The sequence below is a fragment of the Streptomyces sp. NPDC030798 genome (assembly GCF_055572275.1).
The window spans coordinates 25,579-51,626 of the sequence record NZ_JBVIDR010000008.1; the positions used below are offsets into that span (position 1 = coordinate 25,579).

Here is a 26,048-nt window from a genome sequence, read left to right on the forward strand (position 1 = left end):
CCTCCTTTGTCTCCCACGAGCACTCAACATAGCTCACCCGCCGCGCCGAACAGGGACGATGACCGTCCGCAGCTCACCGTCGGTACAGCGTGACCGAGTGCCCCACCTCGTCCACCGGACGACTGGAACGGATCAGTTCGGCCAGCCGGCCGCGCGCCTTCGCTGCCGCCGAGTCCGACACCACCAGGAGCCCGTGCACCCGCTCGGCCGGCACCCTGCGCGGGTCGGACGCCCGGATCCCGTAGTACGACGGCACGCCGCTGCCCTTGTAGACCAGCCACACCCGCTCGCCCGGGTACCGCTGCCGCAGCCGGTCGGCGAGGCGGCCCAGGTCCTGGCCCCAGTCCACGTTGGAGTCGTGCAGCAGCCGGTGGGTGTTCCCCGGACCGCCGAACGCCTCGTTGGCGTACGGCAGGTAGTACGGGAAGGTGCGCAGTGAACTCACCGCCACGAACGCCACCAGCAGCCCCATCACCACGCCCGCCCACCGCCACCGCACGCGCGACACGCAGCCTCCGGCGACCGCGAGGAACATCGGCACGAACAGGGCGTACCGCGTGCCGAAGTCCCGCGAGCCCGTCATGGCCGCCGCCAGCAGCACCGCGGGCGGCAGCAGCAGGTACGGCGCGGCGGGCCGCAGCCGGCGCACCGCGAGCACCGCGACGGCACCGGCCGCGCCCAGGACGAGCAGCCCGAGCGGTGTCTTCACCAGCAGCGCGGCCGGCAGGTAGTACCAGAGCGAGCCGGTGTACAGGTGCCCGAAGAGGTACCCCTGCCAGGGGTGGTCCTCCAGGCCGAACTGCACCCGCATCCCGGCCCGGTACGCGGGCGGCAGCGGCAGCAGATCCGTCAGCCGGCCCCGCAGCCCGTGCAGGGCCGGCACGGGCTCGGCGGGCGCGAACCGCAACCGGGGGTCGACCGCCAGATACGCGGCCCACACGACGGCGACCGCCACGACGGCCACGACCGCCGCCCCGGCCAGTCCGGCGAGCACCTTGCGGCGGCGTCCGGCCCCCCACAGGGACACCACGGCCAGCAGCATCACCACCGGTACGGCCGGGAGCGCGTTCATCTTCACCGCCACCGCCGCTCCCAGCGCCGCACCGGCGAGCGGCAGGTACAGCCGGGGCCGGTGCCGCGCCCGCCGCACGAGCCAGACCGACGTCAGCCCGAAGCCGGCCGCCGGTACGTCCAGCGTGGCCAGCGAGCCGTGCGCGATCACATCGGGGGAGAAGGCATAGAGGGCCGATGCCGCCAGCCCTCCCACCGTGCCCGCCACGTCGCGCGCGAACGCGAACACCACCAGCCCGAACAGCAGGGTCAGCGCGATCACCGGCAGCCGCGCCCACAGCATCAGCCGCCAGGGGGCGTTGCCCGACTCGTACAGCAGATGCCGGCCCACGTCGCCCTGGGTGCCGGTGTACGAGGGGTCGTAGCGCGGGCCGGCCACCGCCACACCGGTCTCGATCAGCAGCTTGCCGAGGGGCGGGTGCTCGGGGTTGTACCGGATCCGGTGCTCGTGCAGGTAGTCGGTCGCGGTGGCCACGTACACCGGTTCGTCGATGGTCGGCGTCTGCTGGACGGCCGTCGTCACCATCGCCACCGCCATCTGCGCCAGCAACAGCCCCACCAGAACCGGCACCGCCCACCGCCGCCGGCGGCGCAGCGCGGTGCGCACCCGGGCCGGGACGGAGTCCGGACCCGGAGTCGCCGGTGCGCCACCGCCCGCACCCCCACAGGCGTGGTCCGGCTCGGGAGTCCGGACCACCCCGGTCGACTGCTGTTCGCGTGCCATCGTCCGTCCCGCGGTGCCACCGCTCCGTGCGGTGGCGGGAGCGGACCGGGGCCCGGTCGGGGCCTTCGGTCACGTCGCTCCCGCCACCGGGAACGTCACCGCCGCACGAGTCGTACCGACAGACCTTCTGCCGTGTACACGGGTACGGCCCGCAGCCCGCCGGAGTTCACCTCCACGCGGGTGAACTGACCGCACAGCCGGGGCACCTCGAGCACCGGCACGGTACTGCCCGGCGCCGGCGGCCGCTCGGTGTCGACACGCAGCGAGAGCACGGCCGAGCGGCCCAGCACCGCGAGGTGCTCGACCGTCAGCGGTGCCTTCCCGCCCGCCCGCAGGGTGACCTCGAGGGTGCCCGCGTCCTGGGCGTAGCCGCCGCGCACCCGCAGCCGCTCCGGCACGCGCAGGGTGCCGCCCGACACACGCACGTCACCGTGGCCGAGCGCGTCCTCGGAGCCCGCGATCAGCGTGCCGTCGGCCAGCACCGTGCCGCCGGTGTGGCGGTTGCGGCCGGTCAGGGTCAGCGCGCCGGTGCCCCGCTTGGTCAGGCCGCCCCGCCCGTCGATGTCGTTGCGCCAGGCGTCGGACGCCGAGAAGCCGCCGGCCGCCGCGTCCAGGGTGACCGTGACGTCGGTGTCGAAGGCTCCGTAGCCGTCGGCCGCCGCGAACAGGTTCAGCCGGCCCCACTGCTCGAACCCGTCGAGCAGCACGTACCCCGAGGGCAGGGCGGTGGTGCGCAGCACCTCGCGCCGCTGGGCGGCGTCCAGGTACGGCAGCCGCGTCTCCAGCAGCACCTCGGCGCCCTTCGGCACGGTCAGCGGCAGGTCGCGGCCCTGCCGGGTGAGCGCGTACGTCATCCGGGGCCGCACCGCGCGGGCGTTGGCCGCCCGGTCGCCGTAGGGGTCGTCGGACGGGTGCGCGTAGGCGTACAGCGTGTCGGCGGTGGTGCCGGTCTGCGCGGTGAAGTAGGCGAGGGCCTGGGCGCGGGCCGCCGCCTTCAGAGCGGCGTTGGCCGGGTCGGCGAGGGTGGCCGCCGCCAGCGCGGTGGCCATGATCCGGCCGCCGATGACGTCGACGGTGTGGTGCATGCCCGCCACGATCCGGGTGTGGCTCAACTCGAAGGCGCGGGTCACCAGCTCCTGGAACCGCTCCGGCACCGCGTACGCGTACGCCAGCGCCGCCAGGTGGAAGGCGTTGGTGTGGCCGCTCGGGAAGCCCCCGTCGTCGGTCGCGGAGGTGCCGCGCTGGCGCAACAACTGGGGGGCGACGACCACGGGGGAGTCGTACACGGGGTAGCCGAACGCGTCGGTCCGCCCGGTGTCGACGACCTCGCTGTCCTCGTTCAGGCGCCAGGGACGCGGGTACTGATAGCCGTACTTGGCCGGGTTGCCGGAGGCGAAGGGCCCGCGCACGGTGTCGACCAGCTCGGCGACCTTGCCCAGCGCGGAGTCGTGGGAGCCCGCGCCGAGAGCCGAGCCGGCCGGGGCGTCCGCCGGCAGGGTGTCACTGATCGCCGTCGGCGGAGTGCCGTCGGGCGCGCTCGTGATCGAGGTGACCGCCTTGGCGCCCGACCGGTACGGCCCGGCCAGCGGGCCGAGACCGGCGATCATGGCGTAGCTCTGGTGCTGGCGGTCGTAGACGAACGCCTCCTTCGCCTCGGCGTCCGTGCGCTCGGCGGTGGTGCGGGCGCAGTAGCGCATGTCGGCGCGCAGCACCTCGGGACGCAGCGGGGCGCCGGTGTTCCAGGCGGAGCCGGTCTTCCACACCTGGGCGAAGCCGCCGAGGACCCGGACGACCGCGTTGGTCTCCGGGGTGAGGTTGGCGGCGATGTTGCTCCGGTAGTCGTCGACGAACGCGGCGGGTGCGGTCGCGGCCTTCGCGTCGGCCGCGGACAGCCAGGCGGCGAAGGTGGGAGCGGCCAGCACGCCGGCCGAGGCGCCCAGCGAGGTCTTCAGGAAGCCGCGCCGGCCCGGGGCGGTGGCGTGGTCCGGCGAGTCGGTGCGGTGCCCGGCGAGTGACGGCATGCGTGTGCCTCTCTTCAGTTCTTCGGCCGTGCGGCCGGCGTGGTGGGAGGTGGCGTGCGTGTTCCGTGCTGCTCGTGGCCGGCCCGTGCGGCCAGCCACGTCGATCCGATCCGTACGAGCGAAGATCTACGGCCGGGCCCTGTCCCCTCCGCGAGGGAACGGCGGCCGCGGGTCGTCCTGCGGGTGAACGGGGGCTGACCCGTCGTCAGTGCGCCGTCTCGGCGGCCCGGCGACCGCCCATGCTGTCGTAGAAGGGCGTGCCGGGAGAGATGTCCGAGGGTTTCACCGGGCGGTCGGTCGCGGCGGACGCGTAGAGGGCGGCCACCAGCGCGAGAGTGCGCCGGGACTCGTCGAGCGGCACGGGCGGCGGGGTGCCGTCGCGCAGGGAGGACAGCACCTTCGCGAACTGGGCCCAGTGCCCGCTGCGGGAGTTCCGCGCGGCCGCGCCGTGCCCGGCGCCGGTCAGGCCGGCCTGCCACGCGGCGAGCACGTCCTCGTGCCCGGGTGCCGGCGTCACACGCCAGTCCTCGTCCCGGTATCCGTACAGATGCGTCACCTCCACGGTGGCGTGCTCGAAGTCGTACCGCAGGTACGACTCCTGACGCGGCGAGAGGGCGCTGTTCACCACGGAGGCCACGGCGCCGTTCGCGAACGTCACATGCGCCAGTGAGACGTCCTCGGTCTCCGTGCGGCGGGCCTGCGTCCTGGTGACGGCCCGCACCTCGGTCCACTCGTCGAGCAGGTCCAGCATCATGTCCATCTGGTGGATGCCAAGGCCCATCGTCGGTCCGCCGCCCTCCGTGTCCCACCGGCCGCGCCAGGGCACGTCGAAGTAGGTCTGGTCACGGAACCAGGTGGTGTGGCAGACCGCCAGCAGCGGGCGGCCCAGCAGGCCGGAGTCCATCAGGGCCTTGAGCCGTTCCTGGCCCCGGCCGAAGCGGTGCTGGAACACGGTCGCGAACCACGGCGGGTCGCTGACGGCGGCGGCGATCTCGTCGAGTTCGCGCAGCGACAGCGCGGGTGGCTTCTCCACCAGCACGCTGGCCCCGGCGCGCAGACAGGCCAGTGCCTGGTCGCGGTGGTGGCCGGGTGGCGTGCACAGGTACACCAGGTCGGGGCGGGAGCGGGCCAGCAGCTCGTCGAGGTCGTCGTAGCCGGCCGGTGCACCGTGCTTGTCCAGGAAGGCGTCCAGCCGGGTCCGGTCGGTGTCCGCAGCAGCCACGATCTTGGTGGGGACGGGGCCGGACGACACGAGCGCGGCCGCGTGGTCCATGGCGACATCGCCGGTTCCCACCACCGCAATCCGTATCATTTCGTCCATTACTCGCGCTCCATCCTGGTTCGGCTGGTGGTGGGCAGGCGGGCTGTCCCGCTGCCGGCGGCGGGACAGCCCGGTGGCGTCCGGGCGCTGCGAGGCCGGCGGAATCACGCGAGGTACGTCGCGGTCCGGGCGTGTTCGATCGTCAGCGCGCTCACGCCGGTGATCGCCGCGTCGAAACCGAGTTCGCTCACCGCTATCCGCGGCACCCAGGGGATCCGGCCGACGAGGCGCTTGGTCAGCTGCTCCGCGGACTCCTCGCTGTACTGCGCGAACGCGCCGGCGAGCACGATGACCTGGGGCGAGAGCACGACCGAGGTGGCGACGAGGGCGAGGGCGATCGAGTCGAAGAACTCGTCGCGGGCCCGCGCGGCCTCGCCGTCGCCCGCCCGGCAGCAGGCCATCATCGCGCGGAACGCGGGGCCGATGCGCCTGCCGTGCAGGCCCTCCCGCGCGGCGAACGGCAGCACCTGGGCCGCCAGGCTCGACTCGACGTCGCCCTGTTCGGTGAAGTAGCGGGTGAACGACGCGCTGGAGGTCAGCAGGAATCCGATCTCACCCGCGGCCGACCGGTGCCCCCGGTAGAGGTGCCCCTCGTTGATGATCCCGGCGCTGAGTCTGGCACCGAGCACGAGCGCGACGGCACTCTGCGCGTTCGCGAGGGCGCCGCCGGTCCACTCGCCGTAGGCCGTGGCGTTGGCGTCGTTCTCGACGTGGATCGGCAGACCGCACCGGGCCGAGACGATGTCGGCGAGCGGCACCTCCTGCCAGTCCAGTTCGACCGCCTTCGACACCACTCCGGCGTGCACGATGCCGGGAACGGTGATGCCGATGGCGACGATCGGCGCTGTCACCCCGGTCTCGGGGGAGGTCAGCCGGTCGACGAGGTGGAGCAGCCCGTCGATGCGGGCGGCGCCCGCGTCCTGGCCGTCGAGAGCGAAGGTGTGGCTCTCCTCGTACAGGGTGGTCCCGCCCAGGTTGACCAGGCGTCCTCGTGCCGTGTATTCGGTGACGTCGACCGCCATGATGGCGCGGGCCGACGACGCGAAGCGCAGCAGCGTCGAGGGTCTGCCGACCGACGTGCGCACCTGGCCCGCGAGTTCGACCGCCCCTTCCTCTATCAGCGCCGAGCACAGCCGCTCGATGGTGGCCGAGCCCAGCCCGGTCCGCTGCTGGATGTCGCGGCGGGACAATGGTCCGTGCTCGCGGAGAACATCCAGGATCGCGGTCCGGTTGATCTCGGTGACGTGCCGAGTTGTCGCGGTGCGCGGCGCCCGTCGGTTCACGACCCTCCCCAATAACCATCGGACTGAGGATAAGTCCCGTCCGCGGTGTGTCTGTGGCTGCCTCCGGAGCGTACCAGGCCCACGCTGTCTGCCAAGGGGGGCAGATATGGGAAGAGTTGCGTAACCCCTTGTCGGTAATCAATCACAGTGATAGGAAACGGGGACCTGCTACTACCAGCGGCCGGCGCCGTGCTCCGTCCGCTTCGACGAAAAGGGATCAAACATGACCCGTGTGGGTGTGCGGCGCTCCCGCCGACTCGGCCGCGGCGGCATACGCCGCGTTGTTCCCCTCGCTGCCGTGGCCACGGCAGGTGCCCTGCTGCTCTCCGCGTGCGGGGGGTCCGGCTCCTCGGGCGGGAACGCCAAGTCCCTGACGTTCTGGATCTCCACCGTCCCGGGGCAGGACGCGGGTTGGAAGAAGATGGTGGCCCAGTACAAGCAGGAAACCGGCGTCAAGGTCAAGCTCGTCAACATCCCCTACGACGGCTACCCGACGAAGCTGCACAATGCCGCCCAGGCGAACTCCCTGCCCGACGTCGCGGCCGTGCCGGCGCTGGACCCGATCTGGTCGAACAAGCTGATCGACCTCAGCTCCATCGCCCACAAGAAGAGCAACAACATCAACGCCAACTTCGTCGCCAAGGACTCGTCGGGGAAGGTGCTGTCCATCCCCTCGGACGTCACCGCGTCCGGCCTGTTCATCAACAAGTCGCTGTTCGAGAAGGCCAAGGTTCCCTTCCCGACCTCGCCCGACAAGACCTGGACCTGGACCGACTTCATCAAGGCGGCGAACAAGGTCCGCGAGAAGACCGGCGCCAAGTACTCCCTGACCTTCGACCAGTCGCCGTCCCGGCTCCGCGCCATGGTGTACGAGATGGGCGGGAAGTACGTCCACGCGGACTCCTCCGGCAAGTTCTCGGTGGACGCGGCGACGAAGAAGGCCGTGAACACCTTCGTCGGCTGGAACGACGACAAGACCATGCCGAAGTCGGTGTGGACCAGCGGCGCCGACCCGTCCGCCATGTTCCAGAGCGGTGACGTGGTGGCCTACTGGTCCGGCGTGTGGCAGGTTGCCTCCTTCGCGGACAGCATCAAGAAGTTCGAGTGGGCGAGTGTCCCGACCCCCGCCCAGCCGGTGCAGGCCAGTGACGTCAACAGCGGCGGCATGGTGGTGGGCTTCAACAACAACGGCGACGCGTCCAAGGCCGCGACGAAGTTCCTGTCCTGGCTGTACGAGCCGGCCCACTACAAGGCCCTGTGCGAGGCGTCCGGGTTCCTGCCGGTCGAGAGCGGTCTGAACCCGACCTACCCCTTCAAGTCCGAGGCGGCGCAGGCGGCGTTCAAGCTGTACAACGAGGAGATCCCGCTCTACGCCCCGATCTCCGGTTACTTCAACTCCGCGCAGACGAACTGGGTGCTGAAGGGCAAGAGCCTCACCGAGGACCCGACCAAGACGGAGCTCGGCAAGGCGATCAACGGCCAGCAGTCGGCCGACAAGGCCCTGGAGAACATCGTGGCCGGCTACAACCAGCAGGTCGGCGGCTGATCGTAGGTCACAGGAACGGGCGGCGGTCCGCAGACACCGCCGCCCGGCGCCGGCCGATCACGTGATGCCGGGCTCCTGGCGTGAGCCCACAGGAATCCCTTCCCCCAGCACGGAGTCAGGAAGATGACAAAACGCGCCTCGGCCGTGTCCGCGAGCCCGCCCGGAGGACGCAGCAAGTACATCCTTGCGCCGCTCGTCCTCATCGCGGCCAATGTCGTGCTCTTCTCGCTGTTCTTCGTCTGGCCGGCGGTGATCGGGCTCGTCTACTCCTTCACGAACTACACGGGCGTGGGGACGTTCCAGTTCATCGGACTGGACAACTACCACAACCTGTTCGGGGACTCCACCTTCTACGACGCGCTGACCCGGACGCTGCTGTACGCCGTGCTCTTCGTCCCGCTGAACTTCGCGCTCTCGCTGCTCGCCGCCAACCTGGTGGTGAACAAGCACGCCAAGGGAGCGTCGGTCGCCCGCGTCATCTTCTTCATCCCGTGGCTCCTGTCGCCCATCGTCGTGGGTGTCCTGTGGCGGTGGCTGTTCGGTGAGAACTTCGGACTGGTCAACTACGTCATCGAGAAGCTCGGCGGAAGTGCCGTTCCGTGGCAGTCGAATGCCGACCTGTCGTTGATCGTCGTGGTGATGGCGGCGTCCTGGGCCTGGACGGGTTTTTCGATGCTGCTGTTCATCGCGGCGATCAAGAACGTGCCGGTGTCGTACTACGAGGCGGCCTCGCTCGACGGCGCCGGTCCGTGGCGCCAGTTCATCAGCATCACGCTGCCGAGCATCGCGCCCACCTCGTTCATCGTCGTCCTGCTCAACACGATCAACGCGATGAAGGAGTACCCGGTGTTCGCCGCCCTCAACAACGGCGGACCCGGAACGTCGAACAACCTGCTTGTCCAGTACATCTACGAGACCGGCTTCAAACGGGGCCAGATCGGCTACGCGAGCGCCGCGTCATTCGTGCTCATGCTCATCCTGATGGCCGTCGCGATCGTCCAGCTGATCGTCAACCGGCGGGTGGAGAACCGATGACAACCACAGACATGCCACGCCCGCTCGACGCTGACGCCGAACAAGCCGTTCCCGGGAAGCGACCCCGCACCGCGGTCGGCGGTGGGGTCCGACGGGCGGTGCCCGCGACGACACTGCTGTGGATCCTGGCGTGCCTCTACGGCCTGCCGGTGCTGTGGTTCGTCCTCAGTTCCCTCAAACCGGCCAGTGACCTGTTCTCCTATCCGCTGACGCCGGTCCCGCCCCACCCCACCCTGTCGGGATACCTGACGGCGTGGCGCAGTGCCAACTTCTCCCAGTACTTCGCCAACACGGCCCTCGTGTGCGTGATCACGACGATCCTCACGGTGGGTGTCAGCTGCTGCACCGGCTACGCGCTGGCCAAGTACGACAACAAATGGCTCAAGGTCTTCTTCCTCTGCATCCTGGCCACCACGATGCTGCCCTCCGAGGTCATGCTCGCCCCGGAGTTCCTGGTGGTCCGCAACCTCGGCCTCTACAACTCGTTCGCCGGCATCATCCTCCCGGCCGTGCTCACCGCGACCGGATGCTTCATGTTCCGCCAGTTCTTCCTCACGGTCCCCGACGAACTCGTCGAAGCCGCACGCATCGACGGCGCCCGGGAACTGTCGATCTTCCTGCGGATCATGGTGCCGCTCTCCCGGCCCATCATGCTGACCCTCGCCATCCTGTCCTTCCAGTGGCGGTGGAACGACTACATCTGGCCGCTGCTGATGCTGAACGACCCCAATAAGTTCACCGTGCAGATCGGCATCCAGAGCATCGTCGGCGCGCAGAACATCAACTGGTCGGTCCTGCTCGGCGCATCGGTCATCTCCATGATCCCGCTGATCGCGATCTTCCTGGTCTTCCAGCGCTACGTCATGGGCGCCGACATCAACGCCGGACTGAAGGACTGACCGTGCAGATCACGCTCGACCGCGAGTTCGTCCACGCGGTGGCCCGCGCCGCCGACCGGTCGGCCGTCCCGCTGGCGGACCGCCCGGACGACGGGCCGGCCGATGTCCCCCATCGCGGTCTGGCGCGCCGGGTGAAGACACTGCTCGCGGCGTACCGTTCACCGGACTCGACGCTGCACGGCAGCGGACGGGCCGTCGCCGCCGCGATGACGCACCTCGCCGCTCTGCGGGCCCTGCAGACCCCCTCCGGTCTCTTCGCCGGTGGCGACAACGTGCAGTCACCGCCGGATTCCGCGTTCACCGTCAACGACGTGTGCGACGCGCACGTCCTCGCCGCCGGCGGGGGGCCGGAGCTGCGAGAGGCCACGGCCGCGCTCGCCGAGATCGCGCGCGCCGCCTCGGAAAGCCTGCGCACCGGCGGGGTGCACACCCCGAACCACCGATGGGAGCTGTGCGCGGCGCTGGCCCGGCTGCACCGGTCGTTCCCCGACGGCCGGCTGCTCGACCGCGTCGACGCATGGCTCGCCGAGGGCGTCGACATCGACCCGGAGGGCCTCTACTCGGAGCGGAGCCCCAACTACGCGGCCCACGTGTCCAACCCGTCGCTGCTGCTGCTGGCCGACGTCCTCGGCCGCGCCGACCTGCGGGACGCCGTCGAACGCAACCTCACCACCACCCTGGACCTCATCATGCCGGACGGCACCGTCGAGACCGTCCAGTCACGCCGACAGGACCAGAACCACCGGTTCCCGCTGGCGCCCTACCTGCCGCACTACCGGCTCCTCGCGATCCGTACCGGCCGCGGTGACTTCAGCCGGGCGGCGCGGCTGGCAGCGGCCGGCGGCATCGACGACCCCGACCTGCTCGCCGAGACCCTCCTCACCCCCGAGCTGTGCCGGGCGCTGCCGGCCCCGGAGCCGGAGACCCTGCCCCGCGACCGGTACCTCACCGCGGCGCGCCTCGCCTCACATGCCTCCGCGGCGGCGCACACCGTCGTGTACGGCGGCTCCGACGTGCCCGCGCACCGGCGCATCCGCTCGGGCCTCGCCAACAACCCGACGTTCCTGCGGCTGTTCGCCGGCGACGCGGTCCTGGACTCGCTCCGGCTCTCCCGCGGATTCTTCGACCTCGGCCCCTTCCGCGCCACGGACATGGAACGGCTCGCCGACGACCGGTACCGGCTCGGCGAGACCCTGACGGCCGCCTACTACCAGCCGCTCCCGCCGGCCGAGCGGCGGCCCGACGGCGCCTACCGGATGGCCGACGAGGGCCGCTTCTCGGCCGCGATGGCCTTCCCGGACCGGCCGCGGGACGAGGTCTCGCTGACGACCCGCATCGACGTGGACCTGCGCGAGGACGGTGCCGACCTGCGGATCGACATCCGCGGACCCCGGGTGCCGTGGGCCCTGGAACTGACCTTCCGGCCGGGAGGCACCGTGCAGGGCGCCCGACCGATCGGCGACGGACGCTGGTGCCTGGGAACCGGGCCGATGACCTACCGGGCGGGTGACAGCGAGATCGGCGTCGAGGTGGGTGTCCACGCCGGAGGGCCGCTCGCGGGACCGGACCGGGGAGAAATCCTGCGGTACGACCCGGGTCAGGACTACACCCTGCTGGGCGGAACCGACGCGACGGCCGGGGATCGGGTCTACGTCGGCGGACACGGCCCGCAGACACTGAGCGTCGCCCTGCGCGCCCGCCGAGGCGGCTGAGCGGTCACCGGGGAGCCCCACCGCACCGCGAGGGCAGGGCACCGGGCGGCACCACCAGGTCCGCCCGGTCCCGGGTCGCCGCGACCAGGTCGGCGTTGCGCTGGTCCGTGCCCCGCACCCAGGCGACGGCCGCCGCGTGCTCCTTGCCGAACTCCTCGTGCCGGGCGACCAGGCGGCGGATCCGCTCCTCCTCGTCCAGCTCGCAGAACCACACCTCGTCCAGCCACGGGCGCACCCGCGCCCAGGAACCCTCCCGCAGCAGAAGGTAGTTGCCCTCGGTCACCACCAGCCGGGCGGTCGGCGGCACCGGGATCGCGCCCGCGAGCGGCTGCTCCAGCACCCGCTCGAACCCCGGCGCGTACACCACCTCGTCGGTGTCCTCGCGCAGCCGCCGCAGCAGCGCCGCGTACCCGGCCGCGTCGAAGGTGTCCGGCGCCCCCTTGCGGCCTCGGCGGCCCAGCCGCTCCAGTTCGGCGTCGGCGAGATGGAAGCCGTCCATCGGGACGTGCGCCACCCAGGGCGGCCCGTCGGCGTTCAGGGCAGCCGTCAACTGCTCGGCGAGGGTGGTCTTGCCCGCGCCGGGGCCGCCCGCGATCCCGAGGATCGCGCGTCGGCCGCCCGCGGTCAGGGCACGGGCACGAAGGAGCAGGTCGTCGAAGGTCAGCGGCACACCGCAGAGTGTGTCATCCGCGGCCGGGCGGTGAGACCTCGGTATGAAGGTGCGAAAGTATCACCTCATGTGGCGCTCGCCACCCACTGGAGGGCCTCCCGTGGGGAACAGTGCTGGGTATGACTCAGCTCGGTCTGCCCGACACGATCCAGGCCTGTCTCTTCGACCTCGACGGAGTCGTCACCCAGACGGCCGTCGTGCACGCGGCCGCCTGGAAGGAGACGTTCGACGCGTTCCTGCGCGACCACGAGGGCCCGCAGGCGCGGCCGTTCGACGAGATCGCCGACTACGACGAGTACGTCGACGGCCGCCCGCGCGCCGACGGGGTCCGCGCCTTCCTCGCCTCGCGCGGCATCCATCTGCCCGAGGGCGGCCCCGGTGACCCGCCGGACGCCCGCACCGTGCACGGTCTCGGCAACCGCAAGAACGACCTGCTGCTGGCGAAGATCCGGGCAGGCGGCGTGGAGGCCTACGAGGGCACCCTGCGCTATCTGGAGGCGGTGCGCGCGCAGGGGCTGCGCACCGCGATCGTCTCCTCCAGCGCCAACTGCCGTGACGTGCTGCGGGCGGTGGACGCCGAGCACTTCTTCGACGTGCGGATCGACGGCGTCGTCGCCGCCGAGCGGGGGCTGCCGGGCAAGCCGCACCCCGACACCTTCCTGGCCGCCGCCCGTGACCTCGGCGTCGAGCCGGCGGGGGCGGCCGTCTTCGAGGACGCGCTGGCCGGCATGGACGCGGGCCGCGCGGGCGGCTTCGGCTACGTCGTCGGCGTCGACCGGACCGGACAGACCGACGCGCTGTACGCGCACGGCGCGAGCGTCGTCGTCAAGGACCTCGCCGAGCTGGGAGGCAAGCAGTGATCACCCACCGGTCGTACACCGTCGAGCCCTGGGCGGTGCGCGAGACCGCCCTGGGCCTCGACGTCCTCGCGCAGAGCGAGTCCGTGTTCGCCCTGTCCAACGGCCATGTCGGCTGGCGCGGCAACCTCGACGAGGGAGAGCCGCACGGCCTGCCCGGCAGTTACCTCAACGGCGTCCACGAGGTGCACCCGCTGCCGTACGCGGAGGCCGGCTACGGCTACCCGGAGTCCGGGCAGACGGTCATCAACGTCACCAACGGCAAGATCCTGCGGCTGCTGGTCGACGACGAGCCGTTCGACCTGCGCTACGGCCGGCTCGTCGCCCACGAGCGGGTCCTGGACCTGCGCCGCGGGGTGCTCGAACGAACCTGCGAGTGGACCTCCCCGGCCGGATCCACGATCCGGGTGCGCTCGACCCGGCTGGTGTCGCTGACCCAACGGGCGGTCGCAGCGGTGGCGTACGAGGTGGAGGCCGTCGGCAGCCGCAGCCGGGTGGTCATCCAGTCCGAACTGGTCGCCAACGAGCAACTGCCCGGCTCCAACGGCGATCCGCGCGCCGCGATGGCCCTGCAGTCCCCGCTGGAGCAGGAGGACGCCTTCGCCTCCGGCAACCGGCTGCGGCTGGTGCACCGCACCCGGCGCAGCGGACTGCGCGTCGCCGTGGCCGCCGACCACGTGGTCACCGGGCCCGAGCGGACCACCACCCGCAGCGAGAGCGACCGTGACGTGGCCCGGCTCACCGTCACCTCCGTCCTGGAGCCCGGCCAGACGCTGCGCGTGGAGAAGCTGGTCGCCCACGGCTGGTCCGGCACCCGCTCGCTGCCCGCGATGGCCGACCAGGTCGACGCCGCCCTCGCCGCCGCCGGGCACGACGGCTGGCAGGGGCTGCTCGACGAGCAGCAGGCCTACCTGGACGACTTCTGGGAGCGCGCCGACGTCGAGGTGGAGGGCGACGAGGAGATCCAGCAGGCCGTACGGTTCGCGCTCTTCCACGTCCTGCAGGCCGGCGCCCGCGCCGAGCAGCGGGCGATACCGGCCAAGGGGCTCACCGGCTCCGGCTACGACGGGCACGCCTTCTGGGACACCGAGATGTTCGTGCTGCCCGTCCTCACCCACACCGCCCCCGACGCCGTCGCCGAGGCGCTGCGCTGGCGGCACAACACGCTGGACGAGGCCCGCGAGCGCGCGGCCCAACTCGGGCTCGGCGGGGCCGCGTTCCCCTGGCGGACGATCGCCGGTCCGGAGGGCTCGGCGTACTGGCCGGCCGGCACCGCGGCCTTCCACGTCAACGCGGACATCGCCGACGCGGTGGTGCGCTACGTCGAGGCCACCGGCGACACCGACTTCGAGCGCGAGGTGGGCGTGGAGCTGCTGGTGGAGACCGCCCGGCTGTGGCGCTCGCTGGGCCACCACGACCACCACGGCGTCTTCCACATCGACGGCGTCACCGGCCCCGACGAGTACAGCGCGGTCGCCGACGACAACACGTACACGAACCTGATGGCGCGGGCGAACCTGCTGGCCGCGGCCGACGCCGTCGAGCGGCATCCGCGCCGGGCGGAGCAGCTCGGCGTGGACGAGGAGGAGAGCGCGGCCTGGCGGGACGCGGCCGAGGCCATGTTCCTGCCCTACAACCACGAACTCGGCGTGCACGAGCAGCACGCCGGGTTCACCCGCTACCAGCGCTGGGACTTCGCCGGGACCCGGCCCGACCAGTACCCGCTGCTGCTGAACTTCCCCTACTTCGACCTCTACCGCAAGCAGGTCGTCAAGCAGGCCGACCTGGTGCTGGCGATGTACACCTGCGGGGCGGACTTCGACGACGAGCAGGTCGCCCGGAACTTCGCCTACTACGAGCCGCTGACCGTGCGCGACTCCTCCCTGTCCGCCTGCTGCCAGGCGGTGATCGCCGCCCAGGCCGGGCATCTGGAGCTCGCCTACGCCTACACGGCCGAGGCGGCGTTGATGGACCTGGCGGACCTGGAGCACAACACCCGGGACGGGCTGCACATCGCCTCCCTGGCCGGCACCTGGATGGCGCTGGTCGCCGGCTTCGGCGGCATGCGCCGCGACGGCGGGGGCCTGCGCTTCGCCCCGCGCCTCCCGGAGCGGCTGCGCCGCCTGGGCTTCAACCTGCAGTTCCGCGACCGCCGGCTCAGGGTGGAGATCGGCGCGGACAAGGCGACGTACACCCTCCTCGCCGGACCGTCCCTCACCTTCGACCACCACGGCGAACCGGTGACGGTGAGCACGGACGAACCCGCGGTCCGCGCCATCCCCCGCGCCCCGCGCCGCCCGACCCCGGCACAGCCACCCCACCGGGCCCCCAACGGGGGCTGAGCACCGGGCACTGGAGCCACACCGCCCGCCCCGCCGCCGGGGCGGGCGGTGTCACAGACCGAACAGCTTCGCCGCATTGTCGTGGCACACGGCGCGCAGCCAGTCCTCTCCGAGCCCCAGCCGCTCCAGAGACTGCAGCTGGTGCAGGTACGGGTAGGGGATGTTGGGGAAGTCGGAGCCGAGCAGCACGCGGTCGCCGAGTGCGGCGAGCCGGGGCAGGGCGCGGCGCGGGAAGGGCATGAGTCCCTCGGCGAAGTCGGTGAACGCCATCGTCGTGTCCAGCCGCACCTGGTCGTACCGCTCGGCGAGGCCGAGGAACTCCTCGTACTCGGGCATGCCCAGGTGCGCGACGATCAGCCGCAGCTCCGGGTGGTGCGCCAGTACCCGCGCGATCGGCCCGGGACCGGTGTACCTGCCGGGCGCGGGCCCGGAACCGCAGTGGATCACCACGGGGACACCGGCCTCGGCCAGCAGTCCCCACGCCGGCCGGAGACGTTCGTCCGCCGGATCGTACGCGCCCACCTGGACATGGGCCTTGAACACACGCGCCCCCGCCTCGACGGCCTCGCCGACGTACGTCCCGACGTCCGGCTCGGGGTAGAGGGTGGCGGTGTGCAGGCAGTCGGGGGTGTGGCGGGCGAAGTCGGCCGCCCATCCGTTCAGCCACCTGGCCATGCCGGGCTTGTGCGGGTAGAGCATCGCGGTGAACGCCCGGACACCGAACTCCCGCAGCAGCGCCGCCCGGCGCGCCTCCTGCTCGCGGTAGGCGATCGGCCACTTGACCCCGCCGATCAGCTGCCCGCCCGCGTCGAAGTAGTCCCAGACCTTGCGCAGGACACGCTCGGGCATGAAGTGGGTGTGGACGTCGATCAGCCCGGGAAGACCGAGTCCGCCCCAGAACCGGCGCACCTCCCCGGCCTCCTCGGCGTCCATGGCTGCCCTGCGGTGATCGTTCATGTCCCCCACGATCCGCCCCGGTGAGGGGCCGGAGCGACCCTTTCCGTGAGCGGCACGGTGAGGCATCCGTCACACGCGCCGCACCGGCGAACCCACTGGGCGCGGTCCAGGGCCCTGTCCGGCGGATCAGGCCGGTTTCGAGCAACGGCTCCGTGTCAGCGCCGGACGGGGCACTAGTGAAGTGCCCCCGACAGCAGGGCGAGGAGATCGGTCGTCGCGTCGGCCGCGAGCAGGGGTGGGAGGCTGCCGAGGGCGAGGACGGCTGCGGCGGCCGGCCAGAGGCGGGGCAGGGGACTGGCCTGGAGGGCGGCGACGCGGCGGGTCACGGCGCGGTCGGTGAAGTGCAGCGCGCAGCCCGGCCGGGAGCGGCCCGCGGTGAGGGCGGCGCGGGCCAGCGCGCGGGCGGTGGTCCGGCGGTCCCCGACGACGGCCGCCGCCTGCTCGTCGGCCCAGCGCTCCACCAGGAAGACGACCGCCGAACGCACCGGGCCCAGCAGCGGATCGGCCGCCGCGGCCAGGGTCGCCGCCGTCACCAGCGGCCCGTGCCGGTGTGCCAGATGCGCCCGCTCGTGGGCCAGCAGCACCCGCCGTTCGTCCGGATCCAGCGCGCTCAGCATCGCGGACGTGACCAGGATCCGCCCCGGCCGCCCCGGAATCGCGAACGCCTGGGGCACCTCGGAGGCGGCCACGACCAGCTCGGTGTCCGCCGGCTGACCCGCGCACAGCCGGCGCAGCGCCCGCCGTGTGCACCGCTCGGCGCGCACCGCCCGGCCAACCCGCCACCCGACCACCGCCAGAGCCACGCAGGCGGCGAGCCCGACCACCTCCGGCACCGGGTCCACCAGCCGGTGCCCGTCCTCCCGGGCCTCCCGCACCACCGGCGGCGCGTCCCCGAGCAGCGCGGCGGCCAGCAGCACCAGCGACCAGGTGCTGGCCAGCGCGCTCAGCACCGCCGCCGACGTCAGCGCCCGCGCGGCCAACGCCGGCGCGACCCGGCCGCCGACCACCGGCGCGACGACGGACAGCAGCAGCGACAGCACCAGCGGGGTGTACACGTCGACCGTCATGCGCCACCCCCGGCGAGCAGCTCGCGCAGCGCACGCTCCTCCTCGGGGCTGAGGCCGGTCACGAACTGCTGGAGCGCCGCGATCGGATCGGGGCCCCGGTCCAGGGCCTCGTGCATCGCCTCGGCGGTCAGCTCCGCCGCGTTCTTCGCCGGCCGGTAGGCACCGCGCCGCCCGTCGGCGTCCCGCAGCACCAGCCCTTTGTCGTACAGGCGCTTGAGAATCGTGTGCACCGTGTTGTAGGCGAGGTCGCCGCCGATCTCCGTCTGGATCTCCGCCGGGGTGAGCGGTCCTTCAGTGGCCCAGAGGGCGGCCAGCACCTCGCTCTCCAGCGCCCCGGCGCTGCGCCGCTCCGCCCTGCCGCGGGACCCTGTGCCAGCCATGCGTCAACCTTACAGTGCGTAGGGTCGTCGACCGGATGGCCCTGTTCGCCCGGCAGGCCCGCTTGCCCCGGGTTAGTTTGGCCGTGCTGTCCCGGAACCTCCGGCCCCCGGCCTTCGTCCTACAGGCTGTAGGGTGACAGCGACCCTACGCGCCGTAGGGTCAGAGAGGTGGTCATGGCCGGAAGTACACGAGTCAGCGCCCACGCCATCAGGCGTGAGCACTCGCGCGGCGTATCCACCGGCTCCCCGCGCCCCCGTGCCACCTGGCCGCTCGCGGCCGTCGCCGCGGTCTTCACGCTGGCCCAACTCCTTCTCGTCCGGCCCGGGATGGGACTCGGCTGGGACGAGACGGTCTACGTCAGCCAGGTCAGCGGCCACATCCCCGCCGCCTTCTTCAGCGCACCCCGCGCCCGCGGCGTCTCCCTGCTCGTGGCCCCCGTCGCCTCGTGGTCGTCGTCCACCGCCCTGCTGCGCGTCTACCTCGCCGTCCTGTCGGGCCTCGCCCTGTACCTGGCGCTGCGCACCTGGCGGGGCCTGTTCCCGGTCCGGGTGCTCGCCCTCGCCGGCGCCCTGTTCGCCTCCCTGTGGGTCACCCTGTTCTACGGTCCCCAGGCCATGCCGAACTACTGGGTGGCCGTCGGTGCCCTCGCCGCTGCCGGCTGCCTCCTCCGGGCCGGCGCCGGCCGCGCCGGCCGAGCCGCGCTGTGGGGCCTGGCCGCGAGCGGTGCGCTGATGGCCTGGATGCGGCCCACCGACGCCGTGTGGGCCACCCTGCCGCTCCTCGCCCTCGGCCTGTGGCGCCGCACCTGGCGGCCACTGTTCGTCCTCCTCGGCGGGCTCGCCGCCGGCGCCGCCGAGTGGGTGATCGAGGCCTACACCGCCTACGGCGGCCTCGGCCGGCGCCTGTCCGACGCCTCGGCGATCCAGGGCGGCCTCGGCTTCCACGTCGCCGTCGTCGACCAACTGCGCAGCCTGGGTGGACGTGCCCTGTGCCGGCCGTGCACCGGAGCGCTGCCCGACCCGCGCGTCACCCTGTGGTGGTTCGCCCTGCCGCTGTTCGCCGCGCTGGGCCTCGCGGTCGCCGTCCGGGCCCGGCGCACCACACCCACCCTGGTCGCCCTCGCCTGCGCGGCGACGGTCGGCTTCCCCTACCTGTTCATGATTGGCTACGCGGCGCCCCGCTTCCTGCTGCCGTGCTATGCCCTGCTGGCGATCCCGGTCGCCGCCGCCCTCGTCCACCTGCTGACCGCGACCAGCCGGGCCTGGCGGCCGGTCGCCGTGACGCTCGTGGTGCTCGGGCTCGCCGCCCACCTCGCGGTCCAGCTCGCCGTCCTGACCCACACCGTCGACCGCACCACCGCCTCCCATCGCGCCTGGTCCCGCACCGCGGCCACCCTCCACCGGGTCGGCGTCGCACCGCCCTGTCTGCTCACCGGGCACGAGGCCATCCCGGTGGCCTTCTACGCCGGCTGTTCCTCGGCCGCCGCATCCGGGCACAACGCCAACAGCACGGTAGAGGCCATCGCCGGCACCGCACGGCGTACGCCGGTGGCCGTCCTGGTGGAGCAAGGCCACCGGCCGCCCGGATACGCCCGCCACTGGAAGTCCGTGCCGCTCGACGGACTGCGCCTCTACTACGCCGTGCCCGGGGCCGGTTCGTGACCTGCCGCGGTGGCCGAGGCAGGGGAGGCGGTCCATGACCCAGCACGCCGTACCGGAAGCAGTGCCGGAGGCGGTAGGGACCGCGGTACCGAACGCCCCCTGCCCGGCCGCGGGTCCGCCGGTGACCGCCGACGTGGAGATCCGGGCCGGTGGCCGCCGGCAGGCCTGCTGGCAGGCCCTGGTCTGCGTCACCGTCCTGCTCGGCGCGGTCTACCTGGGCCGACGGCACTGGCCGCTGGTGGAGAGCGGCGCGCTGCGGCTGGCCGTCGCCCGCCAGGGCTGGCTGCTGGTCGGCGCGGTGGCCGCCCTGGGCACCTGGCCCGCCTCGGCGCTCGCCCAGCAGGGCGCGGTCATCCGGCGCCTGCCCGGACCCCGGCTGCTCGCCGCCCAGTTCGCCGCCTCCGCCGCCAACCACCTGCTCCCGGCCGGGCTCGGCGCGGGCGCGGTGAACCTGCGGTTCCTGATGCGCTGCGGGCTGCCCGCCGGACGCTCGGCCGGGGCGCTCGCCGTCAAGGCCACCGCCGGCGCCGTGGTCCGCCTGGCCCTCATCACGGCGCTCGCCCCCCTCTGCCCCGGCCTGCTGCGCCTCCCGGACATCTCGCCGGTGGCGGTCGCCGCCGTGCTCGGCGCCGCCGCCCTCCTCGTCGCGCTCGTGGCCGGACCCCTGCGCCCGCGCTGCCGCCGCGCGCTCGCGGCCGTACTGACCGACATCCGCGCCGTGCACGCCTGCCCGGCCCGTGCGGCGGCCCTGTGGGGCGGGTCGCTGGCCTTCGCCGTCCTGCACGCGCTGGTGCTCGTCTCCATGGCCCAGGCCGTCGGGCTGCCCCTGCCACCGCTCGAGGTGGCCCTGCTCTACCTCGCCGCGAGCGGCGCGGCCGCCCTGCTGCCCACACCCGGCGGCTTCGGCTCCCTGGACGCCGCGCTGGCTCTCGCGCTGAGCATGACCGGCGCCCCCGCCGCGGCAGCCGCCTCCGCCGTCCTCGGCTACCGGCTGCTGACCGTGTGGTTCCCCCTGCTGCCCGGCCTGGCGGTACTGACAGTGCTGGTACGACGCCGGGCCGTGTGAGGCCGCGCAGACTCCGGCGAAAGCGGGCCACGTCGGCGAACCGGTCGGCTCGGCACCGCCGACGCGGGCGCGGCTCGGGCCGCCGTACGGGGTCGCAGCCTGCTGCGCTCCCGGAGGCGTCGGGAGGGGCGGGGGCCCGTGGCGGCACACTGCTCCGGCCCGTCCTCGCCGACGCCCGCCCGCGACCGGCCTGCGCGGTCCGCTTCACGCCGCCGTACGGGTCACAGTCCGCCGCCCCGCGCAACGTGGGCGTCGGGAGGGGCGGGGCCCGTGACGAGCAGCCGCTGCCGCAGGGCGCCGCCCGCCGGCAGCCCGGCTGCGACGACCAGTACGTACGACACGGCACCGGTGTCGGTGGCGGTCAGTCCACGGGCCACGGCCAGCTCAGCAGGGTGCGGTCCAGCACCACCGGGGTGCCGGGCCGGTCGGACACGACGGGCGCCGGCACCGCGAACCCCGCCCGGGCCCCGAGCGCCGCACTGCCGGCCGGCTCGGCGATGCCCTTGCGGTTCACGACACCAGCAGCGGACGCAGTGGGCCCGCCGCAAGGCGCCCGGCCAGGTCCCGCGGCCACCTCCGCAGCACGGTCATGACGGCGAAGGCGACCAGCCCCCCGACGGCCGCCCCGGCGAGGACGTCGTGCGGATAGTGGACGCCCACCCAGACCCGGGAGACCGCCATGGCGAGCGCGCACACGGCCGCGACGGCGCCGAGCCGCCGGGAGACGAAGAAGAGGGCGACGGCCGCCGCGGTCGCGATCGCCGCGTGGTTGCTCGGGAACGACCAGTCGCCAGGCGCGGGACACGCCTCCAGGGTGCGGAACGGCAGCCGCCGGCAGGGCCGGTCCTCGCGCACCAGAAGCTTCAGCCCGGCATCCGCCGCGTAGGCGACCAGCACCGCCACCGGAACCGTCAGCGCGACCATGGCCCGCGTCGCGCCGGAGCGCCGGGCCCGCCACCAGCCCACCACCATGAGCAGCGCGAAAACCCCCAGCCCGTACGCCGACCACAGCGCGACCGCGTGGTCCAGCGTGCCGGGGGAGTGGCGGGCGAGGTCCACCACGTCCCGGTAGAGCGGCCCGTCCACGGACGAGCCCGTGAGCGCGAGGATCATCCGCGCGCCTCCTTCGCCGCCTTGCGCGAGCGCAGCACCTCGGCGGCGAGCGGGACCAGGGAGACGACGACGATCAGCGCGATGACCGGCAGCAGATAGGTGTCGACGTTCGGGATCGAGGAGCCCAGCGCGTATCCGGCGAGGGTCAGGCCGAGGCTCCACACCAGGCCGCCCGCCGCCTGCCAGACGGTGAACGTCCGCGCCGGCACGCCCAGCGCACCCGCCAGCGGGTTCAGCACCGTGCGCACCACCGGGACGAAGCGGGCCAGGACGATCGCCTTCGCATGCCCGTACCGGTCCAGCAGCTCCTCGGCGCGCTGCGCGCCCTCGTGCAGCCGGGCCGAGCGGCTGCGGGCCAGCAGCGCCCCGCCGGCCCTGCGGCCCAGCAGATACCCGCACTGCGCCCCCGTCAGCGCACCGACGGCCGCCGCCACCAGCAGCGGCCCGATGGAGAGGTGCACGCTCCGGCCCGACGCGCCCGTGCACAGCAGGCCCGCCGTGAAGAGCAGGGAGTCTCCGGGCAGGAAGAAGCCGATCAGCAGGCCCGTCTCCGCGAACAGCACCACCCCGACGCCCAGCACGCCGAAGGCGGCCAGCAGGGAGTGGGCGTCGAGCACGTTGACCGCGAGCTGCGACGACAGGTCTGAGGGAGTGGCCATCGCCGCACGCCCTTTCCGGTGGCTTCACGAGCACATCTGAGTCCTCGTCCGACTACATATTTGTAGACGGTCCAGCGGGCTGTGGACGACCGACGCCCCCGCATCGCCCCCGGCCTTTGCCCCGCTATTGCCACTTCATGACCGGCTGACCACATCCCCGTAGTCATGATGGTCCCGGAGGTAAGGCATGCCTTCACTAAGTAGGAGGGTCGCGGGGCATGTGGGACGACGCGTTTCCGAGTTTCCTGATCGGACTGAGGGAGGGACTCGAAGCGGGACTCATCGTCTCCATCCTCGTCGCGACCCTGGTCCGGGCCGAGGCCCGCTCCCGGCTGCCGCAGGTGTGGACGGGCGTCCTGGCCGCGATCGCCGTGGCGATGAGCTTCGGCGCCGTCCTCACCTTCACCGCCGCCTCCCTGCCGCAGACCGCCCAGGAGGCGTTCGGCGGCACCCTGAGCGTGATCGCCGTCGCGTTCGTCACCGCGATGGTGTTCTGGATGCGCCGCTCGGCGCGCAACCTCTCCGGTGAGCTGAAGGAGAAGGTGACCGGAGCGCTCGCCATGGGTGCCGGGATGCTGATCCTCACCTCCTTCCTGGCGGTCGGGCGCGAGGGCCTGGAGACCGCGCTGTTCCTGTGGACCACCGCCCGGGCGGCCGGCGAGTCGGCGGGACCGCTGACCGGTGCCGCCATCGGCCTGGTCCTCGCGGCCGGCCTGTGCTGGGGGCTGTACCGCCGGGTTTTGAAGATCAACCTCACCCGGTTCTTCACCGCGACCGGCGCCGTCCTCATCGTCATCGCCGCCGGCGTCCTCGGCTACGGCCTGCGCGACCTCCAGGAGGGCGGGGTGCTGCCCGGCAAGGCCGCCTACGCGGTCGACCTGTCGGGCGGCGTGGACGCCGGCTCCTGGTACGCCACCCTCGTCCAGGGCGTGTTCAACCTGACCCCGACCATGACCTGGCTCCAGGCCGTCGCCTACGTCACCTACCTCGCCGTGGTCATGACCCTGTTCGTCCGCGGGGTCCGCGCCGGCGAGCCGAAGCCCGCCGCCGAGCGGCCCGCGGCGGAGCGCGCGGCGGCCCGCTCCGGGCGGCGCCGGCCGGTCTGGGTGGTGCCGGCCGCCGTGGTCGCCGTACCCGCCGTGCTCGCCGGACTCGTCGTCGCCTTCGCCCGCCCCAAGCCTGCCGGCGGCCAGACCGTCGCCGTCTCCGAGACCGACTGCGGCAAGGGCTTCACGGCACCCCGACCGGGGCGGCAGACCTTCCAGATGCACAACACCGGCAGCAAGACCTCCGAGGTGTATCTGGTCGACCCGGCGACCAACGCCGTCTACGGCGAGATCGAGGGCCTCGCCCCCGGCGCCACCCGCGACCTGGTCGCCACCGTCGCCGGCGGCAGCTACGCCTGGCGCTGCGTCCCCACCGGCGGCCGCGCCGTCACCTCCAAGGCGGTCCGCGTCACCGGCGGCGGCGCGGCCAGGCCGGTCGTCCCCGTCTCCGAGCAGGACCTCGCCGCACCCCTGAAGGCGTACAAGAGCTACGTCGAGCAGGGCCTGGCCACCCTCGTCGTCCAGACCCGGACCCTCGACGGCGACATCGAGGGCGGCCACCTGGACAGGGCCCGCACCGACTGGCTCACCGCCCACCGCACCTACGCCTCCCTCGGTGCCGCCTACGGCACCTTCCAGAACTTCGACAAGAAGATCGACGGCAGGCCCGACGGACTGGTGGGCGGTGTCCACGACCAGGACTTCACCGGATTCCTGCGCCTGGAGTACGGCCTGTGGCACGGCGAAGCGGCCAAGAGCCTGAGCACGCCCGCCCGGCAGCTCGCCGACGCGGCCGCCGGACTGCAGAAGGCCTTCCCCACCCAGCAGTTCGACCCCGGCGACCTCCCGCTGCGCGCCCACGAGATCCTCGAGAACACCCTCCAGTTCGAGCTGACCGGCGACACCGACCAGGGCAGCGGCACCACCCTCGCCACCGCCGACGCCAACCTCGCCGGCACCCGCGAGCTGCTCACCGTCCTGAAGCCGCTGCTCAGCAGCCGCGCACCCAGGCTGCTGCCGACCGTCGACGCCGACATCGCCCGCCTCCAGAAGCTGCTCGACGCCGCCCACGACGGCGACCACTGGACCCCCGTCGACCGGCTCGCAGCAGCCGACCGGCAGCGCGTCGACGGGGCCACCGGCCGGCTGCTGGAAGACCTCGCCCCCGTCCCGGACCTCCTCGAGATCCGGAAGTCCGCCTGATGAGCACCGAGCATCCGCACCTGGAAGGGACCCCGTCGATGTCCACTGCCGAAACGCCGGCCGTCTGCCCCGTCGGCCCCGGCCGCCGCTCCTTCGTGCGGACCGCGCTCGGCGCGTCGGCCGCCGGCGCGGCGCTGGCCGGCGGCGGCTTCGCGCTCGGCGAGAGCGGCGGCACGGCCCGGGCGCAGGGCGCGGGCGCGGACAGCTCCGCCGAGGTCCCCTTCCACGGCGCCCACCAGGCCGGGATCCTCACCCCGGCCCCGGCCGCCGCCACCTTCGTTTCCTTCGACGTCATCGCCGACGACCGCAAGGGCCTGCAGGACCTGCTGCGCACCCTCACCGAGCGGGCCCGCCTCCTCACCTCCGGCGGCACCCCCACCGACCTCGGCGTCGGCGCACCGCCCTCCGACAACGGCATCCTCGGCCCCGAGGTCCCGCCGGACTCCCTGACCGTCACCGTCGGCGTCGGCGCGTCCCTCTTCGACGACCGCTACGGCCTCGCCAAGGCCCGGCCCGCCCGGCTCACCGCGATGCGCACGTTCCCCAACGACAACCTCGACCCGGCCGAGTGCCACGGCGACCTGTCGCTGCAGATCTGCGCGAACAGCCAGGACACCGTGCTGCACGCCCTGCGCGACCTCGCCCGGCACACCCGGGGCGCGATGCAGATCCGGTGGCGCATCGACGGCTTCCAGAACGCCCCGCGCCCCACCGGCGCCGGGCGCAACCTGCTCGGCTTCAAGGACGGCATCGCCAACCCGGACGTCACCTCGTCCCGCGAGACGAACCGGCTCATCTGGACGGACGACGGCCAGGGCGAGCCGGCCTGGACCAAGGGGGGCAGCTACCAGGTGATCCGGATCATCCGGATGCTCGTGGAGTTCTGGGACCGGGTCTCGCTGACCGAGCAGGAGAAGATGTTCGGCCGCCGCAAGGACACCGGCGCCCCGCTCGACGGCGCCAGGGAGACCGACATCCCGCAGTACGCCAAGGACCCGCAGGGCACGGCGATCCCGCTGGACGCCCACATCCGCCTCGCCAACCCGCGCACCGCGAAGACCGACAGCTCCCGCATCCTGCGCCGGGGCTACAACTACGACCGGGGCGTGGACAAGGTCGGCAACCTCGACATGGGCCTGGTGTTCTGCTGCTACCAGCAGGACGTCAGGCGCCAGTTCGAGGCCGTGCAGACCCGGCTGATCGACGAGCCCCTCGTCGACTACATCTCGCCCACCGGCGGCGGCTACTTCTTCGCCCTGCCCGGCGTCCGCGACGCGGGGGACTGGCTGGGCCGGGGTCTGCTGGCCTCCTGAGCGGACGCGGCGCGCTTTCCCTGCTCATGGGGAAGGCCTGCCGCGGGCTTTACTGCACATGAGTTGCAAGTACGGGAGGATGGCACAAGGCTGTCCCGTGC

22 protein-coding genes are annotated in these 26,048 nt (G+C 72.9%); 10 read left to right on the plus strand and 12 right to left on the minus strand.

Annotated elements, in window-relative coordinates; translation table 11 throughout:
• Window positions 1-73 precede the first annotated feature (73 nt).
• From ACZ404_RS19410 to ACZ404_RS19425, 4 genes are all read right to left on the minus strand, one after another.
• Window positions 74-1,795: a phospholipid carrier-dependent glycosyltransferase gene (locus ACZ404_RS19410; RefSeq protein WP_468441439.1), complete on the minus strand. Its 1,722-nt coding sequence runs from the start codon at window positions 1,793-1,795 to the stop codon at window positions 74-76.
• 95 nt (window positions 1,796-1,890) lie between these two features.
• Window positions 1,891-3,816 (minus strand): phosphatase PAP2 family protein, encoded by a 1,926-nt coding sequence (locus tag ACZ404_RS19415; RefSeq protein ID WP_468441441.1) that lies wholly within the window; start codon window positions 3,814-3,816, stop codon window positions 1,891-1,893.
• Window positions 3,817-4,021: 205 nt separating this feature from the next.
• Window positions 4,022-5,137, minus strand: a complete 1,116-nt coding sequence (locus tag ACZ404_RS19420) for a Gfo/Idh/MocA family protein (RefSeq protein WP_468441443.1) — start codon at window positions 5,135-5,137, stop codon at window positions 4,022-4,024.
• Between the two features lie 104 nt (window positions 5,138-5,241).
• Complete coding sequence (locus tag ACZ404_RS19425; protein ID WP_468441445.1) at window positions 5,242-6,420, minus strand: ROK family protein; 1,179 nt, start codon at window positions 6,418-6,420, stop codon at window positions 5,242-5,244.
• A 223-nt stretch (window positions 6,421-6,643) separates the two neighbouring features.
• Between ACZ404_RS19425 and ACZ404_RS19430 the strand changes: the two genes are divergently transcribed.
• The 4 genes from ACZ404_RS19430 to ACZ404_RS19445 all read left to right on the plus strand — a co-directional run bounded on the left by ACZ404_RS19430 (window position 6,644) and on the right by ACZ404_RS19445 (window position 11,612).
• The gene (locus ACZ404_RS19430; RefSeq protein ID WP_468441447.1) at window positions 6,644-7,966 is read left to right on the plus strand and encodes an ABC transporter substrate-binding protein; all 1,323 of its coding nucleotides are present in this window, start codon (window positions 6,644-6,646) and stop codon (window positions 7,964-7,966) included.
• Between the two features lie 123 nt (window positions 7,967-8,089).
• Window positions 8,090-9,001 carry a carbohydrate ABC transporter permease gene (locus ACZ404_RS19435; RefSeq protein WP_468441449.1) on the plus strand — a complete coding sequence of 304 codons (912 nt, stop codon included), beginning with the start codon at window positions 8,090-8,092 and terminating at the stop codon, window positions 8,999-9,001.
• Window positions 8,998-9,900, plus strand: a complete 903-nt coding sequence (locus ACZ404_RS19440; protein ID WP_468441451.1) for a carbohydrate ABC transporter permease — start codon at window positions 8,998-9,000, stop codon at window positions 9,898-9,900. Before ACZ404_RS19435 ends, ACZ404_RS19440 begins: the two co-directional genes overlap by 4 nt.
• Before the next feature lie 2 nt (window positions 9,901-9,902).
• Window positions 9,903-11,612: a hypothetical protein gene (locus ACZ404_RS19445; RefSeq protein ID WP_468441453.1), complete on the plus strand. Its 1,710-nt coding sequence runs from the start codon at window positions 9,903-9,905 to the stop codon at window positions 11,610-11,612.
• 4 nt (window positions 11,613-11,616) lie between these two features.
• Here the strand turns inward: ACZ404_RS19445 and ACZ404_RS19450 are convergent, their stop codons facing one another.
• Window positions 11,617-12,282, minus strand: coding sequence for a nucleoside/nucleotide kinase family protein (locus tag ACZ404_RS19450; RefSeq protein WP_468441454.1), 666 nt, complete (start codon window positions 12,280-12,282; stop codon window positions 11,617-11,619).
• A 119-nt stretch (window positions 12,283-12,401) separates the two neighbouring features.
• Between ACZ404_RS19450 and ACZ404_RS19455 the strand changes: the two genes are divergently transcribed.
• A complete protein-coding gene (locus ACZ404_RS19455; RefSeq protein WP_468441456.1) occupies window positions 12,402-13,142 on the plus strand; it encodes an HAD family hydrolase in 741 nt (246 codons plus the stop codon).
• Window positions 13,139-15,481: a glycoside hydrolase family 65 protein gene (locus ACZ404_RS19460; protein WP_468441458.1), complete on the plus strand. Its 2,343-nt coding sequence runs from the start codon at window positions 13,139-13,141 to the stop codon at window positions 15,479-15,481. Before ACZ404_RS19455 ends, ACZ404_RS19460 begins: the two co-directional genes overlap by 4 nt.
• Before the next feature lie 51 nt (window positions 15,482-15,532).
• Here ACZ404_RS19460 and ACZ404_RS19465 read toward each other — a convergent pair whose 3' ends face one another.
• From ACZ404_RS19465 to ACZ404_RS19475, 3 genes are all read right to left on the minus strand, one after another.
• Window positions 15,533-16,438 (minus strand): amidohydrolase family protein, encoded by a 906-nt coding sequence (locus ACZ404_RS19465; protein ID WP_468441460.1) that lies wholly within the window; start codon window positions 16,436-16,438, stop codon window positions 15,533-15,535.
• Window positions 16,439-16,611: 173 nt separating this feature from the next.
• Window positions 16,612-17,505: a M48 family metalloprotease gene (locus ACZ404_RS19470; RefSeq protein WP_468441462.1), complete on the minus strand. Its 894-nt coding sequence runs from the start codon at window positions 17,503-17,505 to the stop codon at window positions 16,612-16,614.
• Window positions 17,502-17,885 carry a BlaI/MecI/CopY family transcriptional regulator gene (locus ACZ404_RS19475; protein WP_468441464.1) on the minus strand — a complete coding sequence of 128 codons (384 nt, stop codon included), beginning with the start codon at window positions 17,883-17,885 and terminating at the stop codon, window positions 17,502-17,504. Before ACZ404_RS19475 ends, ACZ404_RS19470 begins: the two co-directional genes overlap by 4 nt.
• Window positions 17,886-18,059: 174 nt before the next feature.
• Between ACZ404_RS19475 and ACZ404_RS19480 the strand changes: the two genes are divergently transcribed.
• Window positions 18,060-19,547 (plus strand): hypothetical protein, encoded by a 1,488-nt coding sequence (locus ACZ404_RS19480; RefSeq protein WP_468441466.1) that lies wholly within the window; start codon window positions 18,060-18,062, stop codon window positions 19,545-19,547.
• A 34-nt stretch (window positions 19,548-19,581) separates the two neighbouring features.
• Entirely contained in the window at window positions 19,582-20,613 is a 1,032-nt protein-coding gene (locus ACZ404_RS19485; protein WP_468441468.1) for a lysylphosphatidylglycerol synthase transmembrane domain-containing protein, read from the plus strand.
• A gap of 221 nt (window positions 20,614-20,834) precedes the next feature.
• On the opposite strand, the gene ACZ404_RS19490 is transcribed toward ACZ404_RS19485, so the two are convergent.
• Genes ACZ404_RS19490 through ACZ404_RS19505 form a run of 4 tightly spaced genes read right to left on the minus strand, consistent with a single transcriptional unit; the run spans window position 20,835 to window position 22,385 of the window.
• Entirely contained in the window at window positions 20,835-20,990 is a 156-nt protein-coding gene (locus ACZ404_RS19490) for a hypothetical protein (RefSeq protein WP_468441470.1), read from the minus strand.
• Window positions 20,975-21,127, minus strand: coding sequence for a hypothetical protein (locus ACZ404_RS19495; protein WP_468441472.1), 153 nt, complete (start codon window positions 21,125-21,127; stop codon window positions 20,975-20,977). Before ACZ404_RS19495 ends, ACZ404_RS19490 begins: the two co-directional genes overlap by 16 nt.
• Window positions 21,124-21,726, minus strand: coding sequence for a phosphatase PAP2 family protein (locus tag ACZ404_RS19500; protein WP_468441474.1), 603 nt, complete (start codon window positions 21,724-21,726; stop codon window positions 21,124-21,126). The genes ACZ404_RS19495 and ACZ404_RS19500 overlap by 4 nt, the downstream gene beginning before the upstream one ends.
• Window positions 21,723-22,385: a DedA family protein gene (locus tag ACZ404_RS19505; RefSeq protein WP_468441476.1), complete on the minus strand. Its 663-nt coding sequence runs from the start codon at window positions 22,383-22,385 to the stop codon at window positions 21,723-21,725. Before ACZ404_RS19505 ends, ACZ404_RS19500 begins: the two co-directional genes overlap by 4 nt.
• Window positions 22,386-22,603: 218 nt before the next feature.
• Here ACZ404_RS19505 and efeU point away from each other — a divergent pair, with 218 nt between their 5' ends.
• Both efeU and efeB read left to right on the plus strand, forming a co-directional pair.
• Window positions 22,604-24,634, plus strand: a complete 2,031-nt coding sequence (gene efeU / locus ACZ404_RS19510) for an iron uptake transporter permease EfeU (RefSeq protein WP_468441478.1) — start codon at window positions 22,604-22,606, stop codon at window positions 24,632-24,634.
• A 38-nt stretch (window positions 24,635-24,672) separates the two neighbouring features.
• Window positions 24,673-25,947, plus strand: a complete 1,275-nt coding sequence (efeB, locus tag ACZ404_RS19515; protein ID WP_468441480.1) for an iron uptake transporter deferrochelatase/peroxidase subunit — start codon at window positions 24,673-24,675, stop codon at window positions 25,945-25,947.
• Window positions 25,948-26,048 lie beyond the last annotated feature (101 nt).